Source organism: Paenibacillus sp. FSL L8-0641, assembly GCF_038006265.1.
GTDB lineage: Bacteria > Bacillota > Bacilli > Paenibacillales > Paenibacillaceae > Paenibacillus > Paenibacillus polymyxa_D.
Window position 1 is genome coordinate 4,867,501 of sequence record NZ_JBBOUW010000001.1, and the last position, 13,905, is coordinate 4,881,405.

Here is a 13,905-nt window from a genome sequence, read left to right on the forward strand (position 1 = left end):
TCATCCAGTGTGTAGTAATGATAGTTATATGTGTTCAGTTCAGCAACAAGCTGCTCCATTCTGTGCATTGGGTTCATGCAGGCGTATCCCTCCGGGAACTTCATCAGGGCAGAGGCCTAAGCCAAACTGCCACTCATGAGGTTCGAGATTTAATGATGTTTGAGATTTATTCTACTTTTGTAATAGGTGCAAAGCCAGCCAGCAGTCGTTTAACCCCTACCGGAGCCGGGAAAGCAATTTGAAGTTCCATATCATTGCCAGTCCCTTTTACAGCTACAATGGTTCCAATTCCCCATTTGCCATGCTGCACCTTGTCTCCAGCAGCAAAAATGGAGGGGCCTCCTGCCGAAGCAGCCGGAGTCGGTTTCGCGGATGAAGATGTCGTTACGGTTACGCGGGGTGACGCGGAAGCGGACGAACCACTGCGGCTCATCGTATCAAACGAGCGTTCTCCACCAAAGTTGCTGCCACTACCTTTATTCAGTCCGCGCCCACCATAAGATCCGCCTACATTGCCTGAACGACGATAGCGGTCACGTTTGATGATCGTATCCTCTTTTAACTCGTCTGGAATCTCTTCGAGAAAGCGGGAAGGCGGGTTAGCCGTGGTGCGTCCAAACAAAGTGCGCATCTGTGCACATGTAAGGAACAGTTGCTCCTCTGCACGGGTTATGCCGACATACGCCAATCTGCGCTCTTCTTCCAGTTCTTCGTTATCCAGAAAGGCACGACTATGAGGGAACACTCCCTCCTCCATACCGACAATAAATACAATGGGAAACTCCAGACCTTTGGCGCTATGCATGGTCATCAATACAACCGCATCGCTTTGCTCTTCTTCGTCGTCATTCATGGAATCAATATCAGCAATCAGCGCAAGGTCGGTCAGGAAGGAGACGAGTGACTTGTCTTCCGCACCTTTTTCAAATTCCATGGTTACCGACAGGAACTCATCAATATTCTCCAAACGCGAGCGTGACTCGAGTGTATTCTCGTTTTGCAGTTCCAATCGATATTGGGTGGTTTCCAGCATTTTTTCTGTTAACTCGGTAACCGACAGGTAGTCTACCATACGACTTAAACCTTCGATCATATCGTAAAACTCTACCAACGCATTACGCGTACGTCCTGCAAAGCCCAAATCATCTACCACTTGAAGGACACGGAAAATCGAAACTCCACGTTCCGCTGCAGCTGCCTGCAATTTGCCGACAGTTGTGTCTCCGATGCTTCGTTTTGGCACATTAATGATTCGGATCAAACTGATGTCGTCGTCAGGATTGGAGAGCAGGCGAAGATACGCCAGCAAATCCTTAATTTCCTTCCGATCATAGAACTTGATACCGCCCACGATCTGATAAGGAATATCTGATTTAATCAGAATTTCCTCGACAACCCGAGACTGAGCATTCGTACGGTACAAAATGGCATGATGGCTATAGGTTTTGCCCGCTTTAATATTCTTATGAATTTCGGAGGCGATAAAGTAGCCCTCATCATGTTCAGAATCAGCACGGTAAACCTTAATCTTGGCGCCGCCTTCTTTGTCAGTCCATAGTTTTTTCGGCTTGCGGCCTGTATTTTGACCAATGACTTCATTGGCAGCATTGAGAATATTCGAGGTGGACCGGTAGTTCTGCTCCAGCAAAATGGTACGCGCTTCCGGGTAGTCCTCTTCAAAATTCAAAATGTTGCTAATATCGGCACCTCGCCACCGATAGATGGATTGGTCACTGTCACCTACTACGCAAATCCGGTGATGCTTGTCGGCCAGCATTTTGCACAGCATGTACTGCGCACGGTTTGTATCCTGATATTCATCAACATGAATGTATTGAAATTTCTTCTGGTAGAAGTCCAGTACCTCAGGTACTTCTTTAAACAGCTGAATCGTTGCCATGATCAAATCATCAAAATCAAGAGAGTTGTTGTTTTTGAGCCGCTGTTGGTACTTGGTATATACCTTCGCCACAATCCCTTCAAAATAGTCGCCAATCTTGCGCTCATACATTTCGGGAGTGACCAGTTCATTTTTTGCCGTACTCATCATAGACTGAACCGCTTTGGGTTCAAATTTTTTGGTGTCTATATTCAGATCCTTCATGCAGCTCCGAATGACAGACAATTGATCCGTAGAATCCAAAATGCTGAAATTCGAGGTAAATCCAATCCGCTCGATATCCCGACGTAAAATACGCACACACATCGAGTGGAAGGTGGATACCCACACATCTCTTCCCTGTGGGCCAATCAGCTTGGATACGCGATCCTGCATCTCACGCGCGGCCTTGTTCGTAAAGGTAATCGCCAAAATACCCCATGGAGCCGTCTTGCGGGTCGCGATGAGGTAAGCTATTCGGTGCGTGAGCACCCGTGTTTTACCACTGCCTGCGCCAGCCATAATCAGCAGTGGGCCATCTACCGCCTCCACAGCCTGACGCTGAGGTGGATTAAGGCGAGCTACCGCCTCGTGTATATCTATTGATTGCATGCGTGCATGCTCCTTTCCCTGAACTTCCATAAAATCACGTTCTATACTTCCAATTTCACAGCTATCGTCTCCAGCGCCTTCGCCAAGTCACGATAAATGATGTTTCCTACTACAATGGTGTCACAAACAGCAGCCGCTTGTAACGCGGTAGATTTATCCACGATTCCTCCCCCGTATAGGACACGAGAGTGCTCTGTACTGCGATGGATTTTTTGCACCAGCTCCATATCCCCAAAAGCACCGCTATATTCCACATATACAATCGGCAGATGCATGAGCTTGTCAGCAATCTGTGCATATGAGGTGGCAGATGAAGTATCCAACGAAGTATTTGCTCCGGTAAGCTTAGCGACTGTAGAATCACCGTTCAAAACAATATATCCTTCCGTCACAAGCAAATCCCAAGGGATCATATAACCAAACTGTTCAATCGCACGTTGGTGCTGTCCTAGAATCCAATTACTGTCAGCGGTATTCAGTACCATAGGAATCATATATAGATCAAACCCTGGCACTACAGCCTCCAGATCGGACACCTCAAGCACACACGGCACCTCATAACGCCGAACCCGCGACAGCAAATCCACCGTATTTTCATAGGTAACGCCCGATGAACCTCCTACCATAATCGCATCCGTACCAGACATACACACGGCGTCAAGTGCCTCATCATCCAGTTCCTTTTCAGGATCAAGCTTAAACACATGCCTCCATGATTGAATTGAATCTGCCAACACACATTCCTCCAGCATCCATTGCTTTTGTCATGATCCAGTCGAACCGAATTCCAATATCCAAAAGCGTTCTATGCTAAGTCTATGACAGTGCTTAAAAGGTGTCAATGTTCGTATCAAATGGGAACACCCCGTTCAGACAGCTTAGGGGCGTAGCGCATACAACCAACTGCGTTTACTAAGTTCTTTTTCCGTTAAAATATCTGTATAGAAACCTTGCACACCCATCTGTTCATACTCAGCCGCATCCTTCAACTCATTAATGGTATTTACGTAGCATACCGCTCCGGCCTGACGCAAACTTTCCACTAGAGCACCACTCACCCGATTCTCTGGTAAAGTTACGGCCGTTATATCATTTTGTTGTACAAATCGAATGATCTGGTCATCTTTATCCTCTGTGGCGTAGAGCGTATAAATAACGGATGGATAGGGATAAATACTCCGCAACATTTGCAGCATTTCTTCATTATAAATTTGGGGAACAATACGAGACAAAAGCTCGGGGTTTTTCTCCTGCGCCTGACGGGTCAGTTGTGCAAACAACTGTTTGATCTGGGCAGGGTCCTGTTCTTTCGTATCGGTCACAATATAAGCATCCGGGTATGTTTCCAATAAATCCAATACATCCTTCCAATCTACTGGGGTATAAGAACCGTGTATGGGGGTGTTCTTGAATTGATGATAGCTCCAAGGTTTTCCTCCCTGTTCTGTAGCAACTGCGTGTTCCTGTTGCATTTGCTCTGTAAAAGATTCTGTCCATTCATGGCGCGCCACCAATTGTCCATCCGAAGTAAACATCAGGTCGACCTCGAATACGCGGCTGCCTTTTTTATAATTTTCCACAAACGCTTCACGCGCATTAGTATAGGCCAAACCATTAACGGCTCCCATGGCATGCGAAATTACGCGGTGCGTGGTAAAGTCAGTCTGTTCTTCTGTAGATTGCCCTTTGTAAGCCAGTAAAAATGTGCCGGTTAACATTAAAAGAATGACCGCAGCAATCAGTCGTTTCATAGGGTGTCACATCCTTTTCGTAAAGGTCAATACCCCACATACGCATGCTCAAAACAACTGCCAGACGCAAAAGCACCCTCCGGCTAAACCGAAGGGTGACTCTAAATTAATACGCGTTCTTGAAACCGTTGCGAATCGTACGAAAAATAATTTTAATATCGAATAAGAGCGACCAATTCTCAATATAGAAGATGTCATGTTTAATCCGTTCCTCAATAGATGTATCTCCGCGCAACCCGTTGCTCTGTGCCCAGCCTGTGATTCCGGGACGAACATGATGCTTCACCATGTATTTTGGAATTTCCTCACGGAACTGATCCACATAATAGGGCCGCTCTGGGCGTGGACCAACGACACTCATATCACCCAGCAGAACGTTGAAAAACTGCGGCAGCTCGTCGAGACTCGTTTTACGAATAAAAGTACCAAAACGTGTGCGTCTTGGGTCATTAGCAGTCGTCCAGCCCGTATCTTCAGTTCCAGGTGGTAACACCTTCATCGAACGAAATTTGTACATTCGGAAGGTGCGACGATTCAAGCCTACCCGCTCCTGCTTAAAAATGATTGGCCCTCTGGATGTAATCATCACACCAATCGCTACTGCTAGCATGATCGGAGAGGTCAGGAGAATCGCGAATAAAGAGAATAAAATATCGAATAGGCGCTTAAACAATCGATTCCCCGCTACATCCAGTGGAATATCCCGCACATTGATCATCGGCATACCTGCAAAGTTATCAAAGTACGGGCGAGCCGGCAAATAATCGAAAAAGTCGGGGATTATAAGCGTGCGCACTCCAGCCTTTTCACACATGTTGATAATCTTGGGGTACTTATCATGAGCATCCAGCGGCAGCGCCAGAATGACCTCGTCAATCATCAGACGCGACAGCGTAGCCTCCAATTGATCTAAGCCTCCAAGAATCGGGCGGAAATGCGCCTCTTCCTCTTCACTCCAATGCCGCTTATCATCCAGAAAACCCACTACCTCGTATCCCAGATCAGGATACTGTCCAAGGTTATGATAAAATCGCTGGCCTAGAGTACCCGCCCCAAGAATAAGCATGAATTGTTTGTTGTACCCTTTTTGACGGAGAGCTTTAAGAACTTGCTTCAAGAAAAATCGATAAAACAAAATAAGCAGCACGTTTCCAACCATATAGATTGCCAGATAGGACCGCGAGATATCAATTTGTTTCACGAAGAACATCACACTCAACAGCACGAACAGTCCAACGATATGAATCTGGGTGACGCGAAATACATCATCTGCAAATCGTTTTTTGCGTTTGGGCGAATAGAGCGAAAATAACATCCCCAGCACTACGGCAATCAGGCCGTAGATTAAGCTCCAGCCTCCATATACTTGAATAGGAAGCGGTTCTGTATAGGTGATCCATTCACTTTCAAATTTGAAAAACCAAGCGATCAGAAAGGACAACTGAATGACCGCGAAATCCGCCACAATATATAATTGGGTTAAAAAACGCTGATTTCTGCGTATCATGCTTTCACCTCAGTATGAGATTGTTCCCCGCCGTCCGGCTTGACCGGTGCGGACAACTTATTTTTTAGGAAAGCCATTCCAAATTTCACGGCAATCCCCGCATATACAGCCATATTGGTGATCCAACTGTATTGCTGTTTATAATGCTTACGATGAAATACCCACATAGCTCTATGAAACTCATAAATAATTTTCAAAGGACGGCGGCGAGCGCTGCCCCCTTTGATATGAATAATATATGTGCGCGGGTAGTAGTAAATGCCCCACCCGGCTTGCTTAATCCGGTAGCACCAGTCAATATCCTCACCATACATAAAAAAGGTTTCGTCCAACCCCCCGACCTGGTCAATCGTCTCCCGGCGCACCAGCATAAAAGCACCTACCAGTACATCTACTGGATACTCATCATCCGGGCTTAGATGCCCAAGCTGATATTGATTGTACTTCGGGTTATCCGGGTAACGCTTAGACCAGCCGAAAGCGTAGTAAAAAGAAGCTGACGGCGTTGGAAATCCTCGCTTACAAGCCTTATCTAGCGAGCCATCTGGCAAGATAACCTTACAGCCCGATGCCCCCATCTCCGGATGCGTATCCATAAACTGAATCATTGTATCCAGCGTGTCCGGTTGCACCAACGTATCGGAATTCAACAACAATACATAACGCCCGCTGGCTACTTCCATCCCCTGGTTATTCGCCTTGGCAAAACCTGTATTATTCTTATTGGCTATCAACGTAATCTCCGGGTATGCAGCACGAATAGCCTCAACAGATCCGTCACTAGAGTGATTATCAATCACAATCACTTCATATCCGTACTGCGACTTAGACGCATATACCGACTGCAAACAATCCAGCGTCAATTGACATGTATTATAGTTGACGACCAGTATGCTTACATCCATATTTAAAACGCTCCTGACAAATTCAGTAATCTATTCTACTATCGCCTATTATAGCATACCGCGTAGACCACGGGGCGCAAAAAAGCACATAACTTGTAATCTTACATAGTTTAGAAGGATTATGCAAAGTTCGATTCCTGTCACTCCAAAGTGCAAATATAGACAAACGAAATCATTTTCGATCTATATATTGTTCATTGGAAGTCGTTTATTAGATTTTTGTAAAATCCTCGGTTGAGGTCTAAAATTCATCGTGGTAAGATATACATGGAAAAAGGGCTGGTGCCAGCCAGCCCCTGCGCAACCAACGCTCCAAGAGCGGACGGTTTTGGAACAATCAGGCCGAAAATAGACCCTTCCTTGCGGGGGCGGTCTATTTTCGTTTGTTAAACTCTAACAGTGTGACGATTAACGCCCCGAACGTCAGCATTAAACTGAGCGCCTCAAACACTGTCACAGGCTTCACCCCCCTCCTCGGGAGAGTTAGCCGACCGCCCTTGCCAGCTCTATCGGTTGCACGTTTCAATTATACTATATTTTTCCATAAAGGAACACGCATTCGATGGTATTTTATCTAGTATTCATTTGCACCTTTGACTATTTGACGCTTATATATGGAAAAAAGTTTCAATATTTTTCTTTCCATACCTCTATAACTTCCTCAATATGAAAACCAACTTATAAATCCAGTTGTCCAACCGTGACTGCCTATAAAATGGAGACTGCCAAATATATTTCATACGAGAAAATACGCCCTTTTGGTAGCTGTCCAGGAATTGATCCATATCTTTGTACATTTGAGGAGACATGTCTTGTCCATAAAGTTGAATAAATTGCTGGGCTTGTTTGCTTAAAATATAGCGATTTTTTCCTTTTGCAAATCTACTTAGTCTTTTCCTCCACTTGCTAACCCAGCCATCCGTAGAACCTCCCAGTACATTGTTTTGATGCTGCCGATACCAAATGGACGGCTCGGGGTCAAAAACAACCTCACCAAAAGAGGAAGTGCATAAGTAAATCCACCAGTCATGCATAATAATGTTATCCAAAGAAGTCGGAATTCTCTTTTTCACGAGCTCAAGTGTTTCTCTATTGATCACCATGGTACAACCTACACATACATTCTCAATCAGAGCATTATAGAAGGATACAGGTCGGGGGATGTCAGCTGGCCATACTTTGAGTGGTTCCAATGTTTGAGAGACCATTTGTGTAGCAGAACAGTACATCAGCGGCCGGCTCCCATCCTGATTCCTGAGATGAGCCACAGCCTGAGCAAGTTTATTCGGCATCCACACATCATCCTGATCACAAAAAGCGTAATAGTCGAATGTCTCAGACGATCTTTGAATCAGATCAAAAAAGCTTTTAATAACCCCTACATTGCTCTCAAGGCATAAAAAAATCTGTTGAGGATAACGTTGCTTCAACGCCCTCAACTTGGCAACCGTATCATCTGTCGAGCCATCATCACGAATTAGAATCTGAATTTCTACGTCTTTTTGATTGATGAGACTTTCTATTTGCTCATCTAAATAAGCTGCTCCATTATATGTAGACAATAAAATTTGTATGTTAGGTCTGTTCAGAGTAATGACCTCCTTCTTTTAAAATGTGCAATAGAGGGACAATAGGTTCCATCTGCTTATACATTATAATGCTCATCGTCCTTAATCAACATAGGCTTTAATATAATAAAATCTCCCAATCATGAACTGATGGGAGATTGTTGATATTTATAATAAGGTTTTATTTACTCGGATTTACTAAGACACTCCTGCAAAAAATCACGTAATCCCTCACGCCAGTCGCGCAAATCATTCAATCCATTGGTTCGGATCGCTATATGCTCCATAACAGAATTACGTGGCCGCGCTGCTGGTCTGGGGAATTGTTCTGTGCTGCATGGCTCCAATTTCGCTGTGATCTTGGCATCTAATATTTCCGCCGCATCCTGTAAAATAGCTTGCGTAAATTCATACCAGGTACAGGAGCCACTATTGGATGCATGGTATACGCCATACTTCTCCGTTTGAACCAATTCTGCCAAAAAACGTGCCAAATCCACCGTATAGGTCGGTGAACCCTTCTGATCATTCACCACCTGCAGGAGCGGCTTCTCCTGACCAAGCTTCAGCATCGTTTTAACAAAATTGTTCCCGTACAATCCATATACCCAAGATGTGCGAACAATAAAATACCTGGAGGAAAGTGTTTGGGTCAATACCTCCCCCGCCCGTTTGGACTTTCCGTAGATACTCTGCGGATTGGTATTATCGTACTCATGATATGGCTGCTTTGCCGTTCCATCGAACACATAATCTGTGCTGATATAAACCAGCTTGGCTCCAACCTTTTCCGCAGCCACTGCCATATTACGTGTACCTGCCGCGTTGACTTGATAAGCCCCGTCGACATCAGTCTCCGCTGCATCCACAGCCGTATACGCTGCACAATGGATGACAGCATCAGGTTGGTACTGTTCCACGATCTTCACAGCCTGCTCCAAATCCGTGATATCCAATTGTTCCCGATCGTAACCAAGGACATCATGTCCTTGCTCCTGAAAAACCTTTACTACGTCTTTACCAAGTTGGCCGGATGCTCCAGTAACCAATACCTTCATTCTACGCATCCCCCAAGCGGGAACCGTACTGCTTTGCATAGTATTGTTGATATTCGCCAGATTGAATGCGAGTCCACCATTCTTCGTTGTCTAAATACCAGCGAATCGTTTCTTTAATGCCGGTTTCAAAAGAGTGGTTTGGCTTCCAGCCCAGCTCATTCATGGTCTTCGTTGGATCAATGCCATAACGGCGGTCATGTCCTGGACGATCCTGCACATACGAAATCAGAGATTCTGGCTTTCCCAGCTCCTCTAATACTGTTTTGACGATATGCACATTTGTCCGCTCGTTATTTCCCCCGATATTGTATACTTCACCCAGTTTACCCTGATGAATGACTAGGTCAATTGCGCTGCAATGATCCTCTACATACAACCAGTCACGAATGTTCAAGCCATCCCCGTATACTGGTAGCTGTTGATCACTCAGTGCACGAGAGATCATTAGCGGGATCAATTTTTCAGGAAACTGATATGGACCATAGTTGTTGGAACAACGCGTGATATTCACTGGTAAACCGAAGGTTTCATGATATGCACGAACTAGCAGATCGCCACCTGCCTTGGATGCAGAATAAGGACTATTAGGCTGCAACGGAGTTTCCTCCGTAAACAATCCTGTTTCCCCCAGAGAACCGTACACCTCATCTGTTGATACCTGTACAAACTTGGTCACGTTATATTTCTTGGCTGCGTCCAGTAGCACTTGCGTACCCAATACGTTTGTTTTCACAAACACTTCCGGTTCCAAAATACTCCGATCCACATGTGACTCCGCTGCAAAATTAACCACCACATCAATTCCCTGCTGCATCAGCTGGTCAATCGCTTGTGCGTCGGTAATATCTAATTTGATGAAGCTATGCTTGGGATTATTTTCAATGGATTTCAAATTTTCCAGGTTACCTGCATAGGTAAGAGCATCTATATTTACAATTTCGTAATCTGGATGGTGTTTTAACATATACAATACAAAGTTACTGCCTATAAATCCGGCGCCGCCGGTGACAAGAAGTTTCATACTGACCTCCTAAGCTGAGCAATGTCTAAAGTATATTAGACTTCTGACTCATTTTCTTAACTCAAAAGCATACAAAGTATTAATTTGTACTAGCTTCTAATCAAAATTAATTTCCGCATCTGTCAGAACCGGCTGCTGTCTATCCTTCTCTGACAGTATCGCCTTGGAGGTAGGCCAGTCAATACTCACTTTAGGGTCATTCCACAGTATCCCTCTGTCGTGCAAAGGAGAGTAATATTCATCAACCTTATACAACACCTGGGTATTTGGAACAAGTGTACAAAAACCATGAGCAAACCCTTTAGGCACCAGTAACTGACGATGATTATGCTCACTTAAAATGACACTCACCCATTGCCCAAACGTAGGAGAACTTTTTCGAATGTCCAAAATCACATCATAGATAGCACCTGTGAGTACCCTGATAAGTTTCGTTTGTGCCTTCGGATTTAATTGATAATGCAACCCACGTATAACTCCTGCGTCAACAGAAAGGGATTGGTTATCCTGAACAAACGTATGGGTCATCCCCTCATCTTGCATAACCTGTTGATTATAACTTTCCATAAAAAAACCACGTTGATCACCATGAACAATTGGCTCTATTACACTGGCGCCTGTCAATCTTAAAGGTATCACTTTCATGCTATACGTCCTTCCCTCAATGCTGTGAAACTTTGCTTTACAACTTTAACTTACCAAATTCCTCACCAAATATAATGTTTTGCGCAAGTTCATTTGCTCTGGCAAGCGAAGTATGCGTTCCTGCATCCGTCCACCAACCTTGAAGAATATCATAGGTTAATGTTCCGTTAGCAATATACGCATTATTTACGTCTGTAATCTCTAATTCTCCACGTGTCGAAGGTTTTAGGGTTTTTACAATATTAAAAACATTGTGATCGAACATGTATATCCCTGTAACTGCATAATTACTTTTAGGTAGCTGAGGCTTTTCTTCTATAGATAGAATACGTTGATTTTGAATTTCTGCCACACCAAATCGCTGCGGATCATGAACCTTTTGCAATAATAATTTAGCTCCATCGTTTTGTTTACGAAAATTTTGCACAAACGGAGAAATATCATCCTCAAACACATTATCCCCCAGAATAACGACCATTTGATCATTACCCACGAAATGCTCTGCCAAATTTAACGCCTGCGCAATGCCACCCGCTTCGTCCTGTACCTTATATGTAAAGGTTACGCCCATATCACGGCCGCTTCCAAGCAGATTTACAACATCACCCATGTGTTCTTTACCTGTCACGATAAGAATGTCCGTTATGTCAGCTTGTTTCAGCTTATATATGGAATGAAAGATCATGGGATACTTACCGACAGGAAGCAGATGTTTATTGGTTACCTTAGTTAAAGGAAAAAGGCGGGTACCCGTCCCGCCTGCAAGAATTATACCTTTCATTTTTGATCATTCCTTTACTTTATATTTAAAGACTCAACATAAAATCCCAAGATCCTTATATCCTCATTTACATCTATACTTTTAGGTGAAGTAGCATCTGGCATCTTAAAAGTAACTTCCAAGTTATCCGATATGACTTCTTTCGGAATTAGAAATTTATACTCTCCCGGATTACGTATAAATGAGTTTGAAATAATCTTTCCATTTACATATATAATGATATGTTGACCTTTTAAATTATTCCCTATGAATGGTCCCATTTTGATGAATAAATTCATATCCCTGTCAAGTTTGTTTAATGAAAAGTATAATGAAGCTTCCTTACCTACTGTCCAAGTGAATTTTTCTTCCGTATGACTCCAACCTTGAAGTTTAAAAGCCTCGGAATCTCCATCCATTCCAAAGTTAATAGTCCTACCAACTTGATAATCAAAGGCATGTTCGTCCAATTTATTAAGAATAAAATTGGCATCCACCTTTCCATTTGGTATTAACAGATTAAACCCATCCACAACAAGAAGAACATCATTTTCACTTTTGTTTTTCAGCGCATAACTGAGTACAGAGTTATCCACAATATAGATACTTTTAGAATCCCATTTTCCGATTTTAAAATCCTCTAATAGTTCCTGTTTATATTTTTCTCTATTTTCATCCTCTCTTGCTGTATAAAAAGCATTAATTGACATGTTTTTTTGGGCAGCCAACATAGAAAACGCAACATATTGTTTGTTTATATCCCCAGGAACAAATAAGAAATTATGATACTTTTTGCTGTCAATTTGATTCCATATAGGTGACTTTAACGGATTATCCCAAGTGCGGTTGCTTGAAAACATTTTATGCAACTCAAGGTATTTCCCTGAAAAGTCTGTGTATTGTAATATGAGGGCAAGAGCCAGCAAAATAGCGGCACTTAGAGTTCTAGTGTTTTTAATAACAATATATAAAGAGAATAAAATTATTAAGTAATACACAGGCCAGAAAAATCTACCAGAAGCCCTTATAATACCTAAGAGTGTGGATAACACCTCTGGCAAAGGGATCTCCAACAAAATTGAAGAACCTAAAGCAATAACATTACTGAGAGCTATTAAAGTTAAAATAAAACTTACAACCAGTAACCAACCATACTTTCTAATGGGAACTGTAGTTTTATGAGCTATAATAGAATACATTGACCAAACGAGCAACAAAATGCCCCCAAGTCCTAAATAGTTAAAGCCTTCATATTGTCCTTCAGTAGCATTAGGTTGATCTTTAAGTAAATAATGAGACCAGCCCTGAGGATTGAACAATGAATTTATATTCATTGAATAGATACCAAATCCTCCTATAGATCCTGATGAGCCAATATAAAAATATCCAATAAGCCAAAGTATCACTATTACGATAATGAAAGCACTAGTCAAATATAATAACCCTTGTCTAAAAGTGATAACTCGAGTTACCAACATTTCTAATATCTTAACACCAAAAAACAGGATTACCATAAAAAACAAATAGGGATGGATAAGTAAACTTAGGGATAGGAGAGCCAGCCATCGTAAATGTTTATATCTTGTAATGGCAAAGTACAAGGAAAGAAGTATAATCCAATGTGCTGTTAACGCTTCATGGCCAGTTGTTCTCCACAGCATAATAGGACTCATTATAAAAAACATCGTTCCGAGAATCTGTAATCCCGTATGGCTAGTTAACCTTCTCATTAGTAACAATCCAGTCAGGCCTTGAAGTATATAATTCAAGAGTAGCCATATTCCAAAATATTGAAAAGTGGTGGGGAGTATAGGTCCCAGTGCCTTGAATATAAATGCAAATAGGGGTATGGAATCTGTATAAGTAATGGTTGTTCCAGAAGGTATATTCAAGTCATTTATTACGCCGAGAGGGAAACTCCAAGGCTGATTCCTAAAAAATTGCCATCCTAAAAAGTGTTGTGCAGGATCACCTGATAATAGCCACCCTATATAGGAAGGTTGCAATAATTTCACACTTAGAGTACATATAAAAAATGCTACACCTAACAAACCTCCAGCGAGCACTACTGAATAATTTTTGAATTTATTATTTGAACTAGAATTAATTTTAAAGGCTAAGAGGCTTAACCCAATACAAAAACCAAGAGGTAAAAAAATAACGCCCATCTTCCATACCAGCAAAACACTTAACAGAATG

Annotated in this window: 13 protein-coding genes (1 of these 13 only partly in view); all 13 read right to left on the reverse strand. The window is 42.8% G+C overall.

What is annotated here, in order from left to right:
- Positions 1-77, reverse strand: the start of a protein-coding gene (gene ligA / locus MKY16_RS22075) for an NAD-dependent DNA ligase LigA (protein ID WP_039271371.1). The gene continues 1,939 nt to the left of window position 1, outside the view; only the first 77 of its 2,016 coding nucleotides appear in the window; it begins with the start codon at positions 75-77; the stop codon falls past the left edge of the window.
- Positions 78-166: 89 nt separating this feature from the next.
- Entirely contained in the window at positions 167-2,491 is a 2,325-nt protein-coding gene (pcrA, locus tag MKY16_RS22080; RefSeq protein WP_029514509.1) for a DNA helicase PcrA, read from the reverse strand.
- 41 nt (positions 2,492-2,532) lie between these two features.
- Positions 2,533-3,243 carry a heptaprenylglyceryl phosphate synthase gene (locus tag MKY16_RS22085; protein ID WP_340956984.1) on the reverse strand — a complete coding sequence of 237 codons (711 nt, stop codon included), beginning with the start codon at positions 3,241-3,243 and terminating at the stop codon, positions 2,533-2,535.
- A 126-nt stretch (positions 3,244-3,369) separates the two neighbouring features.
- Complete coding sequence (locus tag MKY16_RS22090; protein WP_340956987.1) at positions 3,370-4,242, reverse strand: phosphatidylinositol-specific phospholipase C/glycerophosphodiester phosphodiesterase family protein; 873 nt, start codon at positions 4,240-4,242, stop codon at positions 3,370-3,372.
- A 106-nt stretch (positions 4,243-4,348) separates the two neighbouring features.
- A complete protein-coding gene (locus MKY16_RS22095) occupies positions 4,349-5,749 on the reverse strand; it encodes an undecaprenyl-phosphate glucose phosphotransferase (RefSeq protein ID WP_039271378.1) in 1,401 nt (466 codons plus the stop codon).
- Positions 5,746-6,654, reverse strand: coding sequence for a glycosyltransferase family 2 protein (locus MKY16_RS22100; RefSeq protein WP_340956989.1), 909 nt, complete (start codon positions 6,652-6,654; stop codon positions 5,746-5,748). The genes MKY16_RS22095 and MKY16_RS22100 overlap by 4 nt, the downstream gene beginning before the upstream one ends.
- Positions 6,655-7,027: 373 nt before the next feature.
- Positions 7,028-7,120, reverse strand: coding sequence for a putative holin-like toxin (locus tag MKY16_RS26195; protein WP_219727884.1), 93 nt, complete (start codon positions 7,118-7,120; stop codon positions 7,028-7,030).
- A gap of 184 nt (positions 7,121-7,304) precedes the next feature.
- Entirely contained in the window at positions 7,305-8,216 is a 912-nt protein-coding gene (locus tag MKY16_RS22105; protein ID WP_250240517.1) for a glycosyltransferase family 2 protein, read from the reverse strand.
- 191 nt (positions 8,217-8,407) lie between these two features.
- On the reverse strand, positions 8,408-9,280 hold the full coding sequence (gene rfbD, locus MKY16_RS22110; RefSeq protein ID WP_340956996.1) for a dTDP-4-dehydrorhamnose reductase: 873 nt from the start codon (positions 9,278-9,280) through the stop codon (positions 8,408-8,410).
- Between the two features lies 1 nt (position 9,281).
- The gene (rfbB, locus tag MKY16_RS22115; protein WP_340956998.1) at positions 9,282-10,301 is read right to left on the reverse strand and encodes a dTDP-glucose 4,6-dehydratase; all 1,020 of its coding nucleotides are present in this window, start codon (positions 10,299-10,301) and stop codon (positions 9,282-9,284) included.
- A gap of 96 nt (positions 10,302-10,397) precedes the next feature.
- Positions 10,398-10,946: a dTDP-4-dehydrorhamnose 3,5-epimerase gene (rfbC, locus tag MKY16_RS22120; RefSeq protein WP_340956999.1), complete on the reverse strand. Its 549-nt coding sequence runs from the start codon at positions 10,944-10,946 to the stop codon at positions 10,398-10,400.
- 37 nt (positions 10,947-10,983) lie between these two features.
- A complete protein-coding gene (locus MKY16_RS22125; protein WP_340957001.1) occupies positions 10,984-11,727 on the reverse strand; it encodes a sugar phosphate nucleotidyltransferase in 744 nt (247 codons plus the stop codon).
- A 14-nt stretch (positions 11,728-11,741) separates the two neighbouring features.
- The gene (locus MKY16_RS22130; protein WP_340957003.1) at positions 11,742-13,874 is read right to left on the reverse strand and encodes a DUF6311 domain-containing protein; all 2,133 of its coding nucleotides are present in this window, start codon (positions 13,872-13,874) and stop codon (positions 11,742-11,744) included.
- Positions 13,875-13,905: the final 31 nt, after the last annotated feature.

What these genes read in the sequence shown, in the direction of transcription:
- pcrA (WP_029514509.1), bottom strand. Translation starts at nt 2,491, where the DNA reads ATGCAATCAATAGATATACACGAGGCGGTAGCTCGCCTTAATCCACCT.
- MKY16_RS22085 (WP_340956984.1), bottom strand. Translation starts at nt 3,243, where the DNA reads ATGCTGGAGGAATGTGTGTTGGCAGATTCAATTCAATCATGGAGGCAT.
- MKY16_RS22090 (WP_340956987.1), bottom strand. Translation starts at nt 4,242, where the DNA reads ATGAAACGACTGATTGCTGCGGTCATTCTTTTAATGTTAACCGGCACA.
- MKY16_RS22095 (WP_039271378.1), bottom strand. Translation starts at nt 5,749, where the DNA reads ATGATACGCAGAAATCAGCGTTTTTTAACCCAATTATATATTGTGGCG.
- MKY16_RS22100 (WP_340956989.1), bottom strand. Translation starts at nt 6,654, where the DNA reads ATGGATGTAAGCATACTGGTCGTCAACTATAATACATGTCAATTGACG.
- rfbD (WP_340956996.1), bottom strand. Translation starts at nt 9,280, where the DNA reads ATGAAGGTATTGGTTACTGGAGCATCCGGCCAACTTGGTAAAGACGTA.
- rfbB (WP_340956998.1), bottom strand. Translation starts at nt 10,301, where the DNA reads ATGAAACTTCTTGTCACCGGCGGCGCCGGATTTATAGGCAGTAACTTT.
- rfbC (WP_340956999.1), bottom strand. Translation starts at nt 10,946, where the DNA reads ATGAAAGTGATACCTTTAAGATTGACAGGCGCCAGTGTAATAGAGCCA.
- MKY16_RS22125 (WP_340957001.1), bottom strand. Translation starts at nt 11,727, where the DNA reads ATGAAAGGTATAATTCTTGCAGGCGGGACGGGTACCCGCCTTTTTCCT.
- MKY16_RS22130 (WP_340957003.1), bottom strand. Translation starts at nt 13,874, where the DNA reads ATGGGCGTTATTTTTTTACCTCTTGGTTTTTGTATTGGGTTAAGCCTC.